This is a genomic window from Pectobacterium sp. 1950-15, assembly GCF_037136835.1.
Lineage (GTDB): Bacteria > Pseudomonadota > Gammaproteobacteria > Enterobacterales > Enterobacteriaceae > Pectobacterium.
In genome coordinates this window covers 370,133-387,431 of sequence record NZ_JBBBQR010000001.1, presented here as the reverse complement: position 1 = coordinate 387,431, position 17,299 = coordinate 370,133, and the positions used below count along the sequence as shown (strand labels likewise).

Sequence of the window (17,299 nt, the reverse complement as noted above, 5' to 3'; positions counted from 1 at the left end):
ATGGCCGGAGGCGCGACGCCAGCCGCTGGACTCAGCCCGCTGCGCGATGAATTGATCCTGCACGCCGGGCCGGCTAACCGTGACGGATCCCCCAGTTGGACGCTGGAAGATCCGCTGCGCGGCCTCTATTTTCGTATCGGCTGGGCGGAAATGGCGATGCTCTCGCGCTGGTCGATGGGGAACGCGGCACAGATTGTGGCCGAGGTTAACCAGACTTCTGCACTAACGCTTGATGACAGCGATGTGCAGTATTTCAACCGTTTCTTACAGGCTAACAGCCTGACACGCGTTTCCGGCGATGACGCGCTGGCGCAATTTTCTCGTCAGGTAGAGCAGTCGCGCGTTTCCATTTGGCGCAAGCTGTTGAAGAACTATCTGTTTTTCCGTATTCCCTTATGGCATCCCGATCGCTTTCTGGGCGCGACGCTACGGTGGGTTGAGCCGTTTTTCAGCCGGACTTTCCTCAAACTGACGCTGATGGTGGCCGTGCTGGGACTCTTTCTCGCCGGACGCCAGTGGGAAACGTTCAAGCATACCTTTCTGCATTTCTTCACGCTGGAAGGTGCAGCGCTGGCGGGGCTGACGCTGTGTTTTACCAAGATCCTGCATGAGTTCGGCCACGCCTACACCTGCAAGCGCTTTGGTGCGCGGGTTGCCACGATGGGTGTCGCATTTCTGGTGATGATGCCGGTGCTGTATACCGATACCTCTGGGTCGTGGAAACTCACCCGCCGCCGACAGCGGATGGCGATTGGCGCAGCGGGCATGATGACCGAACTGGTGCTGGCGGCGTGGGCGACGCTGGCATGGAGCTTCTTGCCGGACGGTATGCTGCGCAGCGCGGCGTTTATGCTGGCGACGACGACCTGGATCATGACGCTGGCGATTAACCTCAGCCCGCTGATGCGCTTCGACGGCTATTTCCTGCTGTCCGATGGATTGCAGATGCCGAATCTGCAAAATCGGGGCTTCGCTATTGGCCGCTGGCAGATGCGGGAATGGCTGTTCGGCTTAGGTGATGCACCGCCGGAGCACTTTCCCCGCTGGCTGCAACGCACACTGGTGGGCTATGCCTTCGCGGTGTGGATATACCGTTTCTTCCTGTTTACCGGTATCGCGATTCTGGTTTACCACATGGCGTTCAAGCTATTGGGGATGCTGCTTTTCGCCATTGAAATCGGCTACTTCGTGGTGATGCCGGTGGTGAATGAAGTGCGCGAATGGAGTAAACGCCGTAAGGATTACCGTATGAACCGTAATATGACGACAACGTTGACCGTGAGCGCTGTAGTTCTGCTCTTGCTGATGATTCCCTGGCAGCGCGGTGTGTATGCGCCGGCGCTGCTGCGGGCGGAACAGCAAAGCAGCCTGTATATGCCCGTGCCCGCGATGGTTCAGCGCATTGAGGTACAGGTGGGTCAGCCTGTGCGCGCGGGACAGACGCTATTTACGCTGTCGTCTGACGCGCTGGTGCACGAACGGCAGCAGTTGGAGCGACAAATCGCCACGCTGAACTGGCAAAGTACCTTTCAGGTATTCAACAAAGAAGCGGCAGGCGATCACCAGCGGGTGAAGCAGGAGCACGATGCGGCTCTGCAAAAATTACAGGTCTTGCAGCGCCAGTCTGAACAGCTGACGGTACGTGCGCCGATAGACGGCGTGGTGGCTGACATGGCAACGCCGCTGGAACCCGGCGAGTGGTTGGGGCAGGGGGAATGGCTAGCGGTTGTCACCAAGCCGACCGGCGGGCTGGTGGAAGCGTTCGTGTCGGAAAAAGACTGGCAGCGGCTTCACACGGGCGCAAAGGGCACGTTTTATTTACAGGATGTCAGCCGCTCGTCGCTGCCGCTCACCATTGTAGAGATCGCCAGCACGGCCACCCGCGATCTGAACGCTGCGCCAGAACTGGCATCGGTTTATGGGGGTGATATTGCCACGCTGAGCGATGCACAGCGCAAACTGCACCCTGAACAGGCCGTTTATCGCGTGTTGCTCAGCCTGCCGGACGATTATCGTGCTCAGCCGCAGGTGCTGCGCGGTACGGTGGTGATGGACGGTGAGGCGCAAAGCCTGCTGGTCCGTGGTTGGAAAGTGGTGTCTGCGGTACTGATTCGCGAACTGTCATTCTGATCAGTTTTGATTTCTGCGATGTCGATCCTGACTTTCTTCCTGTCATTGCCAGCTTCCTGTTTCTGCTGGCAGTGACGTGAAGGAGGGCGCTTATCCCCTCGATTATGTTGTTCCTGATATCCCTATCCTATCTATTTAAAATGGCAGAAATTTTTAATTTCAGCGACAAGGTTTGGTGCCATACCGAGATACACGGGGCTACCACGGTGCGAGGTGTCCCTGCGGGAACCTCATCACCGTGTTTCCCCTAATATTTGGCATTTACCGTAGCCCGAATCATCGCGATAAACGTTTCTGTCTAAACAGTGGAATACAAGAGGGCTGACTGTGAAGCGATCTGTCTTGTTGTTGGTGGGGGCCATGCTGGCACCCTATAGCTATAGCGCGCAGGATAATGCGGTGTCGTTATCCGTTTCTGGTTTGAATACCGTGCTGGATAACGGCTTACTCAGCGTCGCATTTGGCGAGGATGGCAGCGCGGTGCGTATGGTGACGGGAGGCAAGAATATCGTCACGAATTTGTCCGGCGCGGTACGCGATCCGAGCAAAACCCGCAGCGCTTACCTCGATTATTATGTCAACAATGTTCATGCTAAAGGCGTCAAAGATTTTGTCCCCGAGCGGGTAGAGGTGCTGCGCAACGATCGTGACATGGCGCATGTCGCCTATATCGACGAGCGAGACGGGCTGTTACGGCTTGAATATCACCTGATTATGCGTCGTGGCGTGAGCGGACTTTACAGCTATGTAGTGGCAGAGAATCGCGGCAGTCAGGACGTTAAAGTCAGTGAATTGCGTAACGTATACCGCTTCGATCCTGCCCGGTTAGACCATCTCTATAACGGCGATCGTCAGGGTAAACCGCTGCTCTACAGCCAGCTTGAAGCTTCGCCAAAGGTACAAGATGAAACCTGGCGGCTGCCGGATGGCCGCATCTATTCCAAATATGATTTTGCTGGTTACATGCGTGCCGCGCCTTTCTGGGGTGTTTTCGGTAATGGCGTTGGGGCGTGGTTGATTCACGGCAATCGGGAGTATTTCTCCGGCGATGCGCTCAAACAGGACTTACTGGTGCATCAGGATGCGATCATTCTGAACTACATGACGGGTTCACACTTCGGTACGCCAGATATGGTGGCGCCTCCGGGCTGGAAAAAATTCTACGGCCCATGGCTGCTGTATATCAATCAGGGTGATACCGAGCAGATGCTGGCAGATGCCCGGCGTCAGGCGCTGACGGAAGCCGTCAGTTGGCCGTATCAATGGGTGGACGATTCCCGCTATGTGCGCGATCGCACACAGGTTAGCGGACGCGTTGCCAGCCAGCAGCCGGTGACGGTGGTGCTTTCATCATCGATGGATGAGCCGTTTGATGTACAAACCCGTGGGTATTCGTATCAGGCAACGACAGACACACAGGGGAATTTTGCGATTTCCCATGTCCGCCCGGGCAATTACCACCTTGCGGTCTACGCCAACAGCGGTACGCAGCCGGGAATATTGGCAGAACAAACGCTGTCCGTCTCTGGTGATAAACAAGCCCTGTCGGTGATTGCTCTGCCTAAAGCCGAACCCGTTATCTGGGCGATTGGACAAGCAAATCGGCAGGCGAGTGAATTCCGCTTTGGTAATGAGGCACGCAATACCCGCTGGCAGCATGAGGTGCCGGCCAATCTGACGTTCGATATTGGCCGCAGCGACTATCAGCGTGACTGGTATTACGCGCAGACCAAACCGGGAAAATGGGAGATCCGTTTTGCCCTGCAACCTGAGAAGAAAACCTATTTCCTGAACATCGCACTGGCGGCCGCGAGCAACAGCAGTATGAGCGAGCCGACCCTGCCACAGCTGGCGGTAGCGGTAAACGGCAGGACGCTGGAAACGCTGACTTACGAGAACGACAAAACCATTTATCGCGGTGCGCTACAGAGCGGGCGCTATCACCTAGCCCGCATCCCTGTGTCATCCCACTTGCTGAAAAACGGCAACAACACGATCACGCTGCAATTAAAAGGCGGCAGCGTGATGTACGACGTAGTGACCTTAAGCGAGGAATAAACCGGTTTTAATAACGTGGATCGTTGGAGTCAGAGAATAATTGGCCCGCGAAAGCGGGCCAATGAGAGGGAGGATTAGTGGGAACTGCCTTTTGATGCACCTACGCCGGTTTGTGAGCGGACAAACTGCGCATGGAAGCGAGCGCGTTCCTGCTGTCCGGCTTCGGAGCGATCGGTGATGGAGAAGAACCAGATACCGATAAACGCGACCAGCATGGAGAAGAGCGCTGGATAATCGTAAGGATAAATGGGGGTGGCGTGACCGAGGATTTTCACCCAGATAGTCGGCCCCAATATCATCAAAACGACAGCCGTCAACAGCCCTGCCCAGCCGCCAATCATCGCCCCGCGCGTGGTCAGTTTTGACCAGTACATCGAGATAATAATGATCGGAAAGTTACAACTGGCGGCAATAGAGAATGCCAGCCCGACCATGAAGGCGATATTCTGTTTCTCAAACAGGATACCGAGTGATATCGCCACGACACCCAGCACCAGCACAGTAATTTTCGACACTCTTAGCTCATCGCGTTCTGTCGCTGCCCCTTTCTTGATGGCGTTAGCATAGAGATCGTGTGACACGGCAGAAGCGCCCGCCAGCGTCAGACCTGCAACGACCGCCAGAATGGTGGCAAAGGCCACGGCGGAGATAAAGCCAAGGAAGAAGTCGCCGCCGACCGCATCAGCCAGATGCACTGCCGCCATGTTATTCCCACCGATGAGTGCGCCTGTGGCGTCCTTAAACGCAGGATTCGCGCTGACCAGCAGGATGGCACCAAAACCGATGATGAAGGTCAGGAAGTAGAAATAACCCATGAACCCCGTGGCGTAGAACACACTCTTGCGAGCTTCTTTCGCGTCGCTGACGGTGAAGAAGCGCATCAGAATGTGCGGCAGGCCAGCGGTACCGAACATCAGACCTAACCCGAGGGACAGGGCGGATATTGGATCAGAAACCAGCCCGCCGGGGCTCATGATTGCCGCACCTTTCGGGTGGACTACCATTGCCTGTTTGAAGAGTTCGTTAAAGCTGAACCCCACGGATTTCATCACCATGACGGCCATGAAGGTGGCGCCGAAGAGCAGCAGGACGGCTTTAATTATCTGTACCCATGTGGTGGCGAGCATGCCGCCAAACATCACGTACATCACCATCAAGATACCAACCAGCACCACCGCCACATGGTAGTTGAGGCCGAATAACAGTTCGATGAGCTTCCCTGCGCCCACCATCTGTGCGATGAGGTACAGGGCCACAACTACCAGCGACCCACAGGCGGACAGGCTACGGATTGGGCGCTGTTGCAGACGGTAGGAGGCGACGTCAGCAAAGGTATAACGCCCGAGGTTGCGCAGTCGTTCGGCGATCAGAAACAGAATAATGGGCCAGCCGACCAAAAAGCCGAGTGAGTAGATCAGACCGTCGTAGCCGGAGGTATAGACCAGCGCAGAAATCCCGAGGAAGGATGCGGCGGACATATAGTCACCCGCAATTGCCAGCCCATTCTGGAAACCGGTAATGCTACCGCCTGCCGTATAATAATCGCTACGTGAACGCGTTTTCTTCGATGCCCAGTAGGTGATATACAGCGTACCGCTGACGAATAACAGAAACATCACGATGGCCTGAATATTCAACGGCTGGCGCTGGACATCCCCCGTGAGGGCATCTGCCGCCCATGCAAGCACTGGCAGCGTCAAAAGCCCGAACAGCATCATAAAGCGTATTTTCATTGCTTTACCTCATCCAGTAACTGTTTGGTCAGACGATCGAATTCACCGTTGGCGCGATACACGTAAATGCCTGTCAGAATGAAGGAGATCGCAATCAATCCCACTCCAATCGGAATGCCGCGGGTAATGCTGGAACCTGGGCTGATAGGCGTTCCCAGCCAGCCAGGCGCAAAGGCGATGAGTAGGATAAAACCCACATAAAGCACCAGCATGATCAGCGAGAGAAAAACAGCGAAACGCTGCCGTTTGTTGACCAGTTCTCTGAATAAGGGGTGACTTTCAATCCGTTGATAAATGGCATCATTCATCGTAAGTCTCCAGTAATCTATAGGGTTGAGTATTGCCGCGACGACGCCGCCTGATTTATCGCCAGCCACATCCCCGCAAGCCACGTCATGGCTTACGGGAATGAAGAGAGCGGTGGGTCAGAGGGTTATTGAGAGGCGGTACTCATGGCCTGCTTTTCTTCGAGCAGTTTTTCGACGACGCCAGGATCGGCCAGCGTTGAGGTATCCCCCAGATTGCTGGTGTCACCGGCGGCGATCTTACGCAAAATACGACGCATGATTTTGCCAGATCGCGTTTTTGGTAAAGAGTCAGTCCAGTGCAGGATATCTGGGGTTGCAATCGGGCCGATTTCCTTACGTACCCAGTTGCGAACCTCTGTATACAGCTCGCTGGACGGCTCTTCGCCGTGGTTCAGCGTGATGTAGGCGTAAATAGCCTGCCCTTTCATATGGTGCGGAATGCCGACCACGGCTGCTTCGGCAATTTTTGGATGGGCAACGAGCGCCGATTCGATTTCCGCCGTCCCCAGACGATGCCCGGAAACGTTCAGCACGTCGTCGACGCGACCCGTGATCCAGTAATAGCCATCTTCGTCACGGCGCGCGCCGTCACCGCTGAAATACATGCCTTTGAAGGTGGAAAAGTAGGTTTGTTCAAAGCGATCGTGATCGCCAAACAGGGTTCGTGCCTGACCTGGCCAGGAATCCACGATGACCAGATTGCCTTCCGCGGTGCCTTCCTGTGGGTTGCCGAGGTTATCGACGAGCGCAGGCTGTACGCCGAAGAATGGGCGCGTCGCGGAGCCGGCTTTCGCTTCAATCGCGCCGGGCAGAGGGGTGATCATGAAGCCTCCCGTCTCTGTTTGCCACCAGGTATCGACGATAGGACACTTACCATTGCCGATTTTGTTGAAATACCACTCCCAGGCTTCCGGGTTGATCGGCTCACCGACGGAACCCATGATCCGAAGTGATTCACGCGATGTCCCTTCGATTGCTTTATCACCTTCAGCCATCAGCGCGCGGATTGCGGTGGGGGCGGTGTAGAGAATGTTGACCTGATGCTTATCGACCACTTGCGCCATACGTCTTGCGTCCGGCCAGGTTGGTACACCTTCAAACATTAGCGTAATCGCCCCGCATGCCAGCGGACCATACAGCAGGTAGCTGTGCCCCGTCACCCAGCCAACGTCTGCCGTACACCAGTAAATGTCACCAGGATGGTAGTCGAAGACATACTTGAAGGTCAGTGCAGCATAAACCAGATAGCCACCCGTGGTGTGCAATACGCCCTTGGGTTTACCCGTTGAGCCCGACGTATAAAGGATAAAGAGCGGATCTTCCGCATTCATCTCTTCTGGCGGGCAGTGGTCGTCTGCTTTTTCAACCAGATCGTGCCACCACAGATCGCGACCCTCCTTCCATTCACCGATTTTACCCGTACGACGGAAAACGATGACGCTGGAAATGGTGGTGACGTTTGGGTTTTTTAACGCTTCATCAATATTCTTCTTCAGCGGAATCACACGTCCGGCGCGTACGCCTTCATCGGCGGTAATAACCAGCTTGGCGCTGGAATCGATGATACGCCCAGAAATGGCTTCAGGAGAGAACCCCCCGAAGATCACCGAGTGAATGGCACCGATTCTGGCACAGGCCAGCATCGCCACGGCCGCTTCCGGCACCATCGGCATATAAATGGCAACGACATCGCCTTTTTTGACGCCCTGTGACTTCAGCACATTGGCGAAGCGGCATACGGATTGATGCAGCTCTCGATAGGTGACTTTTTTGCTTTCTGTCGTGTCATCACCTTCCCAGATGATGGCGGTTTGATCGCCACGCTCGGCCAGATGGCGATCCAGGCAGTTCGCTGCCACGTTTAGCGTACCGTCTTCAAACCAGCGAATACTGATATGGCCAGGGTCGAATGAGGTGTTCTTGATCGTTTTATAGGGTTTGATCCAATCAACGATCTTTCCCTGCTCACCCCAAAAGGCAGCGGGATCGTCAACGGACAGCCGATACATATCTTCGTATTGCTGGGCATTTATCAGTGCATTTTCCGCAATTGCGGCGGGAATGGTGTGTTTATTATGTTGTGTCATAGCGCTTCTCCTTAAACATGTTAATGCTATGTCAAATAATGGTTAATTGTAGTTAACTGGTTATCTTTGTTTCTTTTTTGCGCGATTGATCACGCATTGCAGGAAAAGCAGTGAGGCGTTACTTAAAAGATAGTCTTTTGGTTCAGAAAACGGGCATTTTTTTCGTGGTAGCCAAAACGCGAGAAGTGATGTATGTCACAATATGGCAGTCAGCAGAATTATCTATGCTGTTATAATGTCATTAACGATCAATTCATTGTTTTCAATAGATTATATCTATTGTTATCAAGTTTTTGATCGCCCTTTACGATCAAAGGGCATAAAGATCCCGCTTATTCAGCCGATAGTAAAAACCCCGTTCAGAGTATATTTCTACGTGAGCCAGCTATTTAGCGCGTTCACCTGTGTTCCATCTGTTGAAATTTTGTTTCACTTGTTAATTATATGTAGGCTATTAATGAAATAGATTTATCTGATTATCAACGGGCAGATAAGTGTGAATAATCTACACTCTAGGCGGGTTCCACAGCACAGATGTGGGCCTTCTTAAAAAGGGTAGAGATGCCGTGTGCTAGCCGCTGACAAAAAGAAAAATGAAGTGTTATTTTTTGTGTCTTATTCAGAAATATTCGGTTTCCAAAAATAAATAACATAGATACACCCCAAACATCACTGACGCTGACTAAGGCGGCAGATGTTTGAGCCCCGGTAGCCTGAGAACGTGTAAACAGTTCCGGTTAGCGAAATTCACTATTTTCATTAGTGACTTTCTGGGGTGGGGAAGAACACTATTAGTCCGGAAACCTTTTAAATTCCGGTAGGTTGATTGCTTATCAATGGTGCGCCGTGAGGTCATGGCGCGCTGTGAGATATCTTTTTACATAGCATGATGCAGAGGAAACAATGAGTCTGATATTTGGCCGGAATGAAATTTTAGGCATGCTTTCTCAACCAGTTCAGAACGATCGGCGTGCTGTGGCGGTGATTGACGAAAAGTGTAAGGTCGTTTGCGCGAATTCTGCTTTCAACGCCCATTTTGGATTGCGTGCTGAAATGAATACGCCCGTCTCAATTGATGATGTGCTGCCTATCAACGTGAAGTTCGCCTATCACGACTTTATAACGAATTCCAACGTGTTAAGTACGCGAGTGGTCTCGGATTTGTTGTCTGATGGCTTTACTAAAAAGCAGTTAAGTACGCTGTCTTTTTCTAAGCTGAACGTTGAAAACCGGGTGCTTTCTTTGCTGATCCTGAACCAGGATACGGTTGAGCCTTCGGCAAATCTGGCGTCATAAGCTTTCATAATCGTAGATTATCCGGCCGGAAGACTAGAGACGTGTATTTTCCAGTGGAAAATAACGACCAAAGAAAAATTGTTGCTATTAATAACGCACTTATTGCTAATTTAGCACCGCTTTTTCAACAGCAACCGATTGCGTAGGTTATTCTCTGATAACCACTTGCGGCCAGCAGGACGATAAAGTCGCGCCGATTTTTCGTAAATGAAGAATGAAAGACGTTCTTTATTAACTGCGATAATGTTAAAAGTTAATAAAAAATAGAGGGTTATATATTTTATTGCATATAATATGCCTCTTTAAAATAAACAGCGAAACGTTTCGATACAATCTTGCTCTCCTCCATGCCTATTCCCTTTTCCTTTTGCCTTCTCACATATTATTCCCTTAAACATTAGGGTTTATTAAACCTTGATAAGAAGCTCTTAAAATTTTCTTTATTTTTAGCGTGTTGAATCTTAAAAGATGACAAATGGATAAGTAGACTCTCGTCTAATTACTGATGAGGTTAGGCCAATATAGCCTTTGTCGGCATATAGCACTTTTTGATAAAAATGACGTCAGTTTTTTATTGGCAATGACAGTGGTTTACCCATATCGACAACGTATTTTCCGCAATAATTCTGATTCCAGACGCATTATTTCAATTATTTTTCGATTTTCAGTTCCCCTTTTTACTCCCCCAATTGGCATAGCTTCTGAAAACAGCGTTTCTTATGCGATAGGGGATAAATAATGGTTAAATTCCGTACCCACCTGTTAGCGCGTGCTTTACGTGCTGGGGTACTTGGGGCATCGTTTGCCTCAGTGCTGCCAATGGCGGCGGTCTATGCTGCATCTGCGGTGCCAGTCCAACAATATGCAGTGTCGTCCGGCCCGCTCAATCAGGTGCTCAATCAATTTGCCCAACAGGCTGGTGTATTACTTTCTTACGATCCGGCATTGGTCGCGGGTAAACGCGGTGCGGGGTTGCAGGGAAACTACAGCGTAGAGCAGGGTTTCCAGCAGATTCTCAGCAGCAGTGGCCTCAGTGCACAGTACAGTGCCGATGGCAGCGTGACGCTGGTACAACGCACAGTGAGTGAGCCTGTACCCGTTACTGCGCCGGTACCTGCTAAAAACGATCGGATCGTTGTCACTGCTCCACCGAATACCGCGATGAAGCTGGATGTGCCGATTTCAGAAACGCCACGTGCGGTGGCGGTTGTCACGGAAAAACAGATCGAAGAGCGCGGGGCGCAAAAGATCGATCAGGCGCTGCGCTATAGCAGCGGCATTCTCGCGACGCCATACGGGCCGGACAATAAAGCCGAATGGGTGACGATTCGTGGATTTAGCGATCAGTCACGGTTCCAGAATGGTCTGGCGACGCTGAATGAAGACGGGTTCTACGGCCAGCAGATTGAGCCGTTCGGCGTCGAGCGTATCGAAGTCCTGAAAGGCCCCGCCTCCGTTCTGTACGGGCAAAACCCGCCGGGCGGTCTGGTTAACGTCATCACCAAACGACCAACGCGTTTGCCGCAGGGGAAAGTCGAGCTGGAATATGGCTCTAACGATTATCGCCATCTGGCCGTCGACAGTGCGGGTCCGTTAAACGATGACGGCTCGGTGCTGTATCGGGTTGTTGCGCTAGCGCGTGACACCTCGGGTGAGATGGATTTCTCGAAGAGCAAGCGCTTTTATCTGGCACCGAGCGTCACGTTCCTCGGAGAAGACACGGAACTGACCGTATTAGCCAGCTACATGGATACGAAATCCGACACAACCAACGGCTTTAAGCTGCCGTACGGGACATTACATGGCACACCATTTGGCAAAGTCGGCTATAAAACGTCGCTGGGCGAACCGGGGTTGAACCGCCACGATACTCGGCAATTCAACCTAGGCTATGAGTTCACGCATCACCTGAACGATACCTGGACGTTCCACCAGAATGTGAATTACACCTATCTGAATTTGGATCTGCGCAATGCTTATGCGATAAGGATGGAGGATGAGCGCCACGCCAACCGTGGGCTGACCTACCGTGACGGCTTTGCGCAAAATTGGGCTACCGATAACCGTTTAGTGGGCGAATGGCAGTGGGAAGACATTGAAAATACCTTACTGCTCGGGTTCGATTATCGTCGTGCCAATACACGAAGCCATGATGCTGATTTATCCCCTTATAATTCAACAAAATACCAGTTCATCAATAACCCGATTGATATTTTCAACCCAGTCTACGGCAACTATACGCTGAATGACGATCAACTCTCTTACCATCGTTCTGGTCGCCATCAGAATGGTTACTATATCCAGAACCAGATCAAATATGACGATCGTTTGATCTTCTTGCTGGGTGGACGTTACGACCAGTCAAAATCACGTACACAAAATGAAATCATGGGGATTGATTCCCGCACGGATGATGCCAAGTTTACGAAGTCCGCGGGTGTGATATATCTGTTTGATAACGGGGTTTCGCCTTATATCAGCTATGCAGAGTCTTTCCTGCCTATCGCTGATTACGATGCATCAGGACGGCAATATAAACCGACTATGGGCAAGCAAACCGAGGTGGGCGTTAAGTACACTCCGAGTGGGTTTAATGGCTATGCCTCAGCTGCTGTTTTCAATCTGAATCAGGACAATATCCTGACTACAGATATCGATAACCCTATTCGTCGGGTGCAAGCGGGTGAAGCACGTTCTCGTGGCGTTGAGTTAGAATTGAGCGGCGAGGTGTATTCCGGCCTCTCAGTGACAGCCAACTACACGTACAACAAAGTGGAGACAACGAAGTCCGGAACCGTGGGAGAAGTTGGAAAACGTCTGGCGGGCTTGCCGTTGCATAGCGCGTCCGCATGGGCAACTTATGCTTTCTCTGGCCCACTTGAGGGGCTGACCGTGGGTAGCGGCGTACGTTACGTTGGGAGTTCATTCGGCGATAAAATTGAAAGCCGAAATTTGAAAGTACCTGCTTATACGCTGTGGGATGCGATGATTGCCTATGATTTCAGCAAGGACTGGCGCGTGCAGGTTAATGCCACCAACCTGACAAACCGTGAGTATGTTAGCGCGTGTGATTTCTGGTGCTACTACGGTGAAGGCCGTAACGTTAGCGCGAACGTCAGCTATCGCTGGTAATCTCCCGTCTCAAACATCACTAAAAGAAGCCCTAGGGCTTCTTTTTTTGTATTAATGCCTGCAATGTCCTTATTTTTACCGCAATCCGCTCCATAGACGTGAATAGTCGTTGACTTTGCTTTTAATGATAATGAAAATCATTTCATTGCTGTCACATTGAGCGAATACCGTGAAAAGTCCCGCCGTTGTCTGCCCCAATCAGCCTGAAACCTTAAACGTTCAGCAGATTTATCATGATCATCATGCCTGGTTACAGGCGTGGTTGCGTCGGCGTTTGGGATGTTCACAGCAGGCAGCAGATCTGGCACAGGATACGTTTCTACGTTTGATTTGCCAGCATCAGACCGATCGTATCCGTGAACCTCGCGCCTGGCTGACGACCGTGGCTCATGGGCTGATGGTGAATCACTGGCGGCGTAAAGATATCGAGAATGCCTATCTTCAGGTGCTGGCAGAGCAGGAGTTTCATTTTTCCCCCTCGCTGGAGCAGCAGGCGATGGTGGTTGATGCACTGTTGGCTATCGATCAGATGCTGGCTACGCTGCCTGGCAAAGTGCGTCAGGCATTCTTGCTGGTGCATCTTGACGGTTTAACCTATCGACAGGTCGCTGAACAATTAGCCGTTTCCGAGCGGATGGTAAAAAAATATATGGCACAGGCGATGCTGAATTGTCTATTGTGTCAGGACTTATGATCTCCTCTATCACGTCTTCGATTCCCAAAGATGTTCTTTATGCTGCCGCAGAGTGGTATGCCACGCTGTATGACGAAGACTGCGCTGAGCACGATCGTCAGGCATGGCAGCGTTGGTTACATCAGAATGAAACCCACCAGCTTGCCTGGCAGCAGGTTGAACAAATTCATGCCCGTTTCCATACGGTAGACAGCCAGTTAGCCTCTTCGGTGCTGAGTAAGCGGGGTGAGGAACGTCGGCGTATGCTGAAATTGCTGGCGATCGTCAGCCTTACCGGAGGAGCGGGTTTTAGTCTGCCGTGGGAAAGTTATGCTGCCGATTACCGTACGGGCACGGGAGAAACGCGTGAGCTCAGCATCGAAACGGGGATGACCCTCTGGCTCAATACCGATTCAGCATTGAATCAGCAGGGCAACCCCGCGTTGTCTCAGCCGCTGACGTTTCAATTGATCAAAGGTGAATTGATGCTGGACAACCAAACGGCGCATGCCGCCCGGTTGACCACGCCCCATGGCGATCTTGCCGCTTCTGCGCATTCCTGCCAATTAGCGCTGCGCTATACGTCCGCTCACAGCGTGCTCTCCGTTTTTAGCGGTGAGGTTTTGCTACAAACGGCGGTCCCCGCCGCGCGGCGGGTAACGGCAGGGCAACAGGTTATCTTTACCCGCGACAAGAGCAGTGAACCGACACCCGTTGAGAATTTCCGTCAGAGCTGGCGTAAAGGACAACTGGTCGCGGATAACATGCCGTTAGGGCAGCTCATTCATGAAGTTTCCCGCTATCACAATGGTTATTTTCATGTTGATTCCGCGGTTACGACGCTACGGATTTCGGGCGTTTTCCCGCTGCATGAAACCGATCGCCTGCTCGATGCCGTTGCGCGAACGCTGCCGGTGAAGGTAACCCGGCGTTTTTCCTGGTGGGTGGATATCCGGCCGAGTTAAAACACTGCTGGTATTTCGCCGGTAAAACACCAAAAATATTCTTCGTTTGTTATTTGGTTGGTTATCACGTCGCAGACGAAACGCAAATCTGGCGCATATAAATCAATCTGTTGATACCGAAAAAGGCGTAGCATACTCCACAACGAGTATTCTCGGCGTTGCCTCTTCATACGGGAAGTTATCATGCAGTTACTGAACCTGAAACAAGCTCGCCTGTTGAGCTTTTTCTTTATTATGGGTGGCCTGCTTATATTGCTGCCCTTACGCCTGCTGGCCTGCTTTATTGCCGGTTTTCTGGTGTATGAAATCGTGAATTTACTGACGCCCTATTTTCAACGGGTCATCAGCGGTAAGCGCGCCCGCTGGATTGTGGTCGCGGTAATTAGCACACTGGTGGTCAGCCTGTTGAGCTTACTGTTTGGTAGTCTGGTCGGACTGTTGATGCAGGAAATGAAGGATACGGCAGCATTCAACGTGCGTATTGGCTACATCCTCAATGATATCCAGCAGCAGGTCGCCCACTATTTACCAGGGTATCTGCCAGTCAGTATTGAAGAACTTCAGCGCGAGCTGCTGCAATGGGTTCAGGCGCATATTGTGATGTTGCAGAACATGGGGAAAAGTTTCCTGCATGGATTTGTGACGATGCTAATCGGTATGGTGCTGGGAGCGATTGTGTCGCTTTATAACGTCGATCAGGACACCGAGAAGCCATTACTCAAAGCGGAGTTGCTGCGTCGGGTTACCTTGCTATCGGCATCGTTTCGTAACATTGTTTTCGCTCAGGTGAAAATCTCTGCGGTTAACACGGTGCTGTCTGCCATTTTTATTCTGGGCGCTCTGCCGCTGTGTGGTATCCACCTGCCGTTTGCCAAAACGCTGGTGGTGCTCACCTTCATTTTCGGCCTGCTGCCAGTGATCGGTAACCTGATTTCCAACTCGATCGTTTTTCTGTCGGGCTTATCGCTTTCGCTACCGATCGCACTGGTTGCGCTGGTGTATTTGATGTTGATTCATAAGCTTGAATACTTCCTGAATGCACAAATCGTTGGGACGAGGATCAAAGCGCACGCGTGGGAAATCTTGCTGGCGATGCTGGTGTTTGAAGCGGCCTTTGGGTTGGCCGGTGTGATTGCGGCCCCGATATACTACGCTTACCTGAAAAGTGAATTGAAAGAAGCCTCGTTGATTTAATCCTACCCGAGCGGTTAATCAAAACACGGCGCTCTAAATGAATCAGCCCAATACGAGATTGGGCTGATTGTTTTTAGTTGATGACGGCTTTTAATTGATGCTTGTCTTCAACAAACGTCTGTATAAACGATCGTCTTCGATTAATGCTGCGCAGTCGCAACCTGCGGCTTTGTCTCTTCAGACTGAACGCCTAATGGGTTGTTGCCCCAGCATTTCTCATATTCCCAGCCTGTCAGCTCTTCTGCGACAGCGCGTGCGTGAGGCGGTACATCGGCAATCGCGCCACCCGCTTTGATACGTGCAATTTCTTCCAGCAGGATGGCGTGGTTCTTACGATCCAACTTCATCTGTGTTGTGTAGTAAATGGCAACCAGCGCCAGGCCGATAACGCCCAGTGAGAACACGCCAACAATCGCCTGGACGGCAGATTCAGGCTGTGCTGACTGTCCGGAGACGAAACCGAATTGGCTCAGCGTCCAGCCCATGGCGAAGACAATCACAGAACGCACCATTTTGCCGGCAAACGTCATGGCACCTGCGTAGATACCTTCGCGGCGGCGACCAGTCAGGACTTCATCTACGTCAGCCAGGAAGGTATAAACCGTCCAGGGAATATAGTAGATGCCGCCTGTACTCAGACCAAATACGGCGGTGATGGCAAACAGAACAAAGATGGTCATGTCTTCTGACCAGTTAGCGAAATAGAGCGCGGCATAGGCCATGACGCTGACAATCACCACCATTAACGCCAGACGGAATGGCCGCGCAAAGCCCATTTTGACGCAAATACCGATGAAGGCTGCGGTAGAAATAAGCTGCATGACCGAACTGAAGCTATTGAGGTGTGACACTAACGCCGTGTTCTGCTTCAGACCAAAGACGATGAAGTAGGTAAACGCGGAAGCGAACAGCCACTCAGCGCCAAAGCCAAACAGGTACATTCCCAGATGTTTGCGGAAAATACGCAGACGGAAGGTGGAAACCATATCCACGCTCAGCTTTTTCATCGCCTGCCACAGGCTAGAGGTGCTTTCACGGACGATCTCGTTGACTGGACGCTCCCAGGACGTCATATACAGCGCGATCATCGCCGCGCACATAATGGCACCGTAGACCAGACCGGTGTAGAAGAATGGCGTCGCGGAATCTTTACCGTAGACGGCAATAAATTGCCCGGGAATGAATGCCGCCAGGAAGTTGGCGATTTTGCCGAAAATGGCTTTAGAACCCGTCAGCTTAGAACGCAGTTTGAAATCGGAAGTCATTTCGGTAGCCAGCGTTTCATACGGTACCATGATCGAGGTGTAAATCAGCTCGAACAGCACGTATGTCGCCAGGTAATACCAGAAACCAAAGCCATCAACCCACAGCATCGGGTAAACCAGAACCAGCGGGACACCCAGCAAAATAAAGAAGCGTCGGCGGCCAAATCGGCGACCAATGCGGGTGTTGTAGAAGTTATCGCTGATGTACCCCATGATGGGGTTACTGATAGCATCGATGATGCTGGCAACGGAGAAAATGGCAGCGGCCTGAACCAATGTTAACCCACAGAATGTGGTGTAAAAGTACATTAGCCATGCGCCGCTGATAGCAAGCGCGCCACTGCCGAGCAGGTTCGCGCTGCCGTAGCAGAACGTATGTTTAAAAGAGATTGGTTTATTCATGATCAGCCTAATTACAAATATGAAACAATATTTCAGTTCGATTGAACTATCATTTC

The 17,299-nt window shown here is 51.8% G+C and carries 11 protein-coding genes; 7 read left to right on the top strand and 4 right to left on the bottom strand.

The annotated features are described in order from the left end of the window. Positions 1-2,130: an HlyD family efflux transporter periplasmic adaptor subunit gene (locus WCT94_RS01680; RefSeq protein WP_336867536.1), complete on the top strand. Its 2,130-nt coding sequence runs from the start codon at positions 1-3 to the stop codon at positions 2,128-2,130. 327 nt (positions 2,131-2,457) lie between these two features. After that, the gene (locus tag WCT94_RS01675; protein ID WP_336867535.1) at positions 2,458-4,188 is read left to right on the top strand and encodes a polysaccharide lyase family protein; all 1,731 of its coding nucleotides are present in this window, start codon (positions 2,458-2,460) and stop codon (positions 4,186-4,188) included. A gap of 74 nt (positions 4,189-4,262) precedes the next feature. On the opposite strand, the gene actP is transcribed toward WCT94_RS01675, so the two are convergent. The 3 genes from actP to acs all read right to left on the bottom strand — a co-directional run bounded on the left by actP (position 4,263) and on the right by acs (position 8,316). Next, entirely contained in the window at positions 4,263-5,921 is a 1,659-nt protein-coding gene (gene actP / locus WCT94_RS01670; protein WP_336867534.1) for a cation/acetate symporter ActP, read from the bottom strand. Continuing rightward, positions 5,918-6,229 carry a DUF485 domain-containing protein gene (locus tag WCT94_RS01665; protein WP_336867533.1) on the bottom strand — a complete coding sequence of 104 codons (312 nt, stop codon included), beginning with the start codon at positions 6,227-6,229 and terminating at the stop codon, positions 5,918-5,920. Before WCT94_RS01665 ends, actP begins: the two co-directional genes overlap by 4 nt. 125 nt (positions 6,230-6,354) lie before the next feature. Next, positions 6,355-8,316 carry an acetate--CoA ligase gene (acs, locus tag WCT94_RS01660; RefSeq protein WP_336867531.1) on the bottom strand — a complete coding sequence of 654 codons (1,962 nt, stop codon included), beginning with the start codon at positions 8,314-8,316 and terminating at the stop codon, positions 6,355-6,357. A 903-nt stretch (positions 8,317-9,219) separates the two neighbouring features. On the opposite strand from acs, the gene WCT94_RS01655 reads away from it, so the two are divergent. The 5 genes from WCT94_RS01655 (at position 9,220) to WCT94_RS01635 (ending at position 15,576) form a co-directional block, all read left to right on the top strand. Further along, positions 9,220-9,612, top strand: coding sequence for a transcriptional regulator (locus WCT94_RS01655; protein WP_225086976.1), 393 nt, complete (start codon positions 9,220-9,222; stop codon positions 9,610-9,612). 738 nt (positions 9,613-10,350) lie between these two features. Further along, entirely contained in the window at positions 10,351-12,744 is a 2,394-nt protein-coding gene (locus WCT94_RS01650) for a TonB-dependent siderophore receptor (RefSeq protein WP_336867529.1), read from the top strand. Between the two features lie 169 nt (positions 12,745-12,913). Further along, a complete protein-coding gene (locus WCT94_RS01645; RefSeq protein WP_336867527.1) occupies positions 12,914-13,438 on the top strand; it encodes a sigma-70 family RNA polymerase sigma factor in 525 nt (174 codons plus the stop codon). Further along, complete coding sequence (locus WCT94_RS01640) at positions 13,435-14,382, top strand: FecR domain-containing protein (protein ID WP_336867526.1); 948 nt, start codon at positions 13,435-13,437, stop codon at positions 14,380-14,382. The genes WCT94_RS01645 and WCT94_RS01640 overlap by 4 nt, the downstream gene beginning before the upstream one ends. Positions 14,383-14,565: 183 nt before the next feature. Next, a complete protein-coding gene (locus WCT94_RS01635; protein ID WP_319849034.1) occupies positions 14,566-15,576 on the top strand; it encodes an AI-2E family transporter in 1,011 nt (336 codons plus the stop codon). Positions 15,577-15,716: 140 nt separating this feature from the next. Here WCT94_RS01635 and WCT94_RS01630 read toward each other — a convergent pair whose 3' ends face one another. Continuing rightward, a complete protein-coding gene (locus WCT94_RS01630; protein ID WP_336867524.1) occupies positions 15,717-17,243 on the bottom strand; it encodes an MFS transporter in 1,527 nt (508 codons plus the stop codon). Between the last annotated feature and the right edge of the window lie 56 nt (positions 17,244-17,299).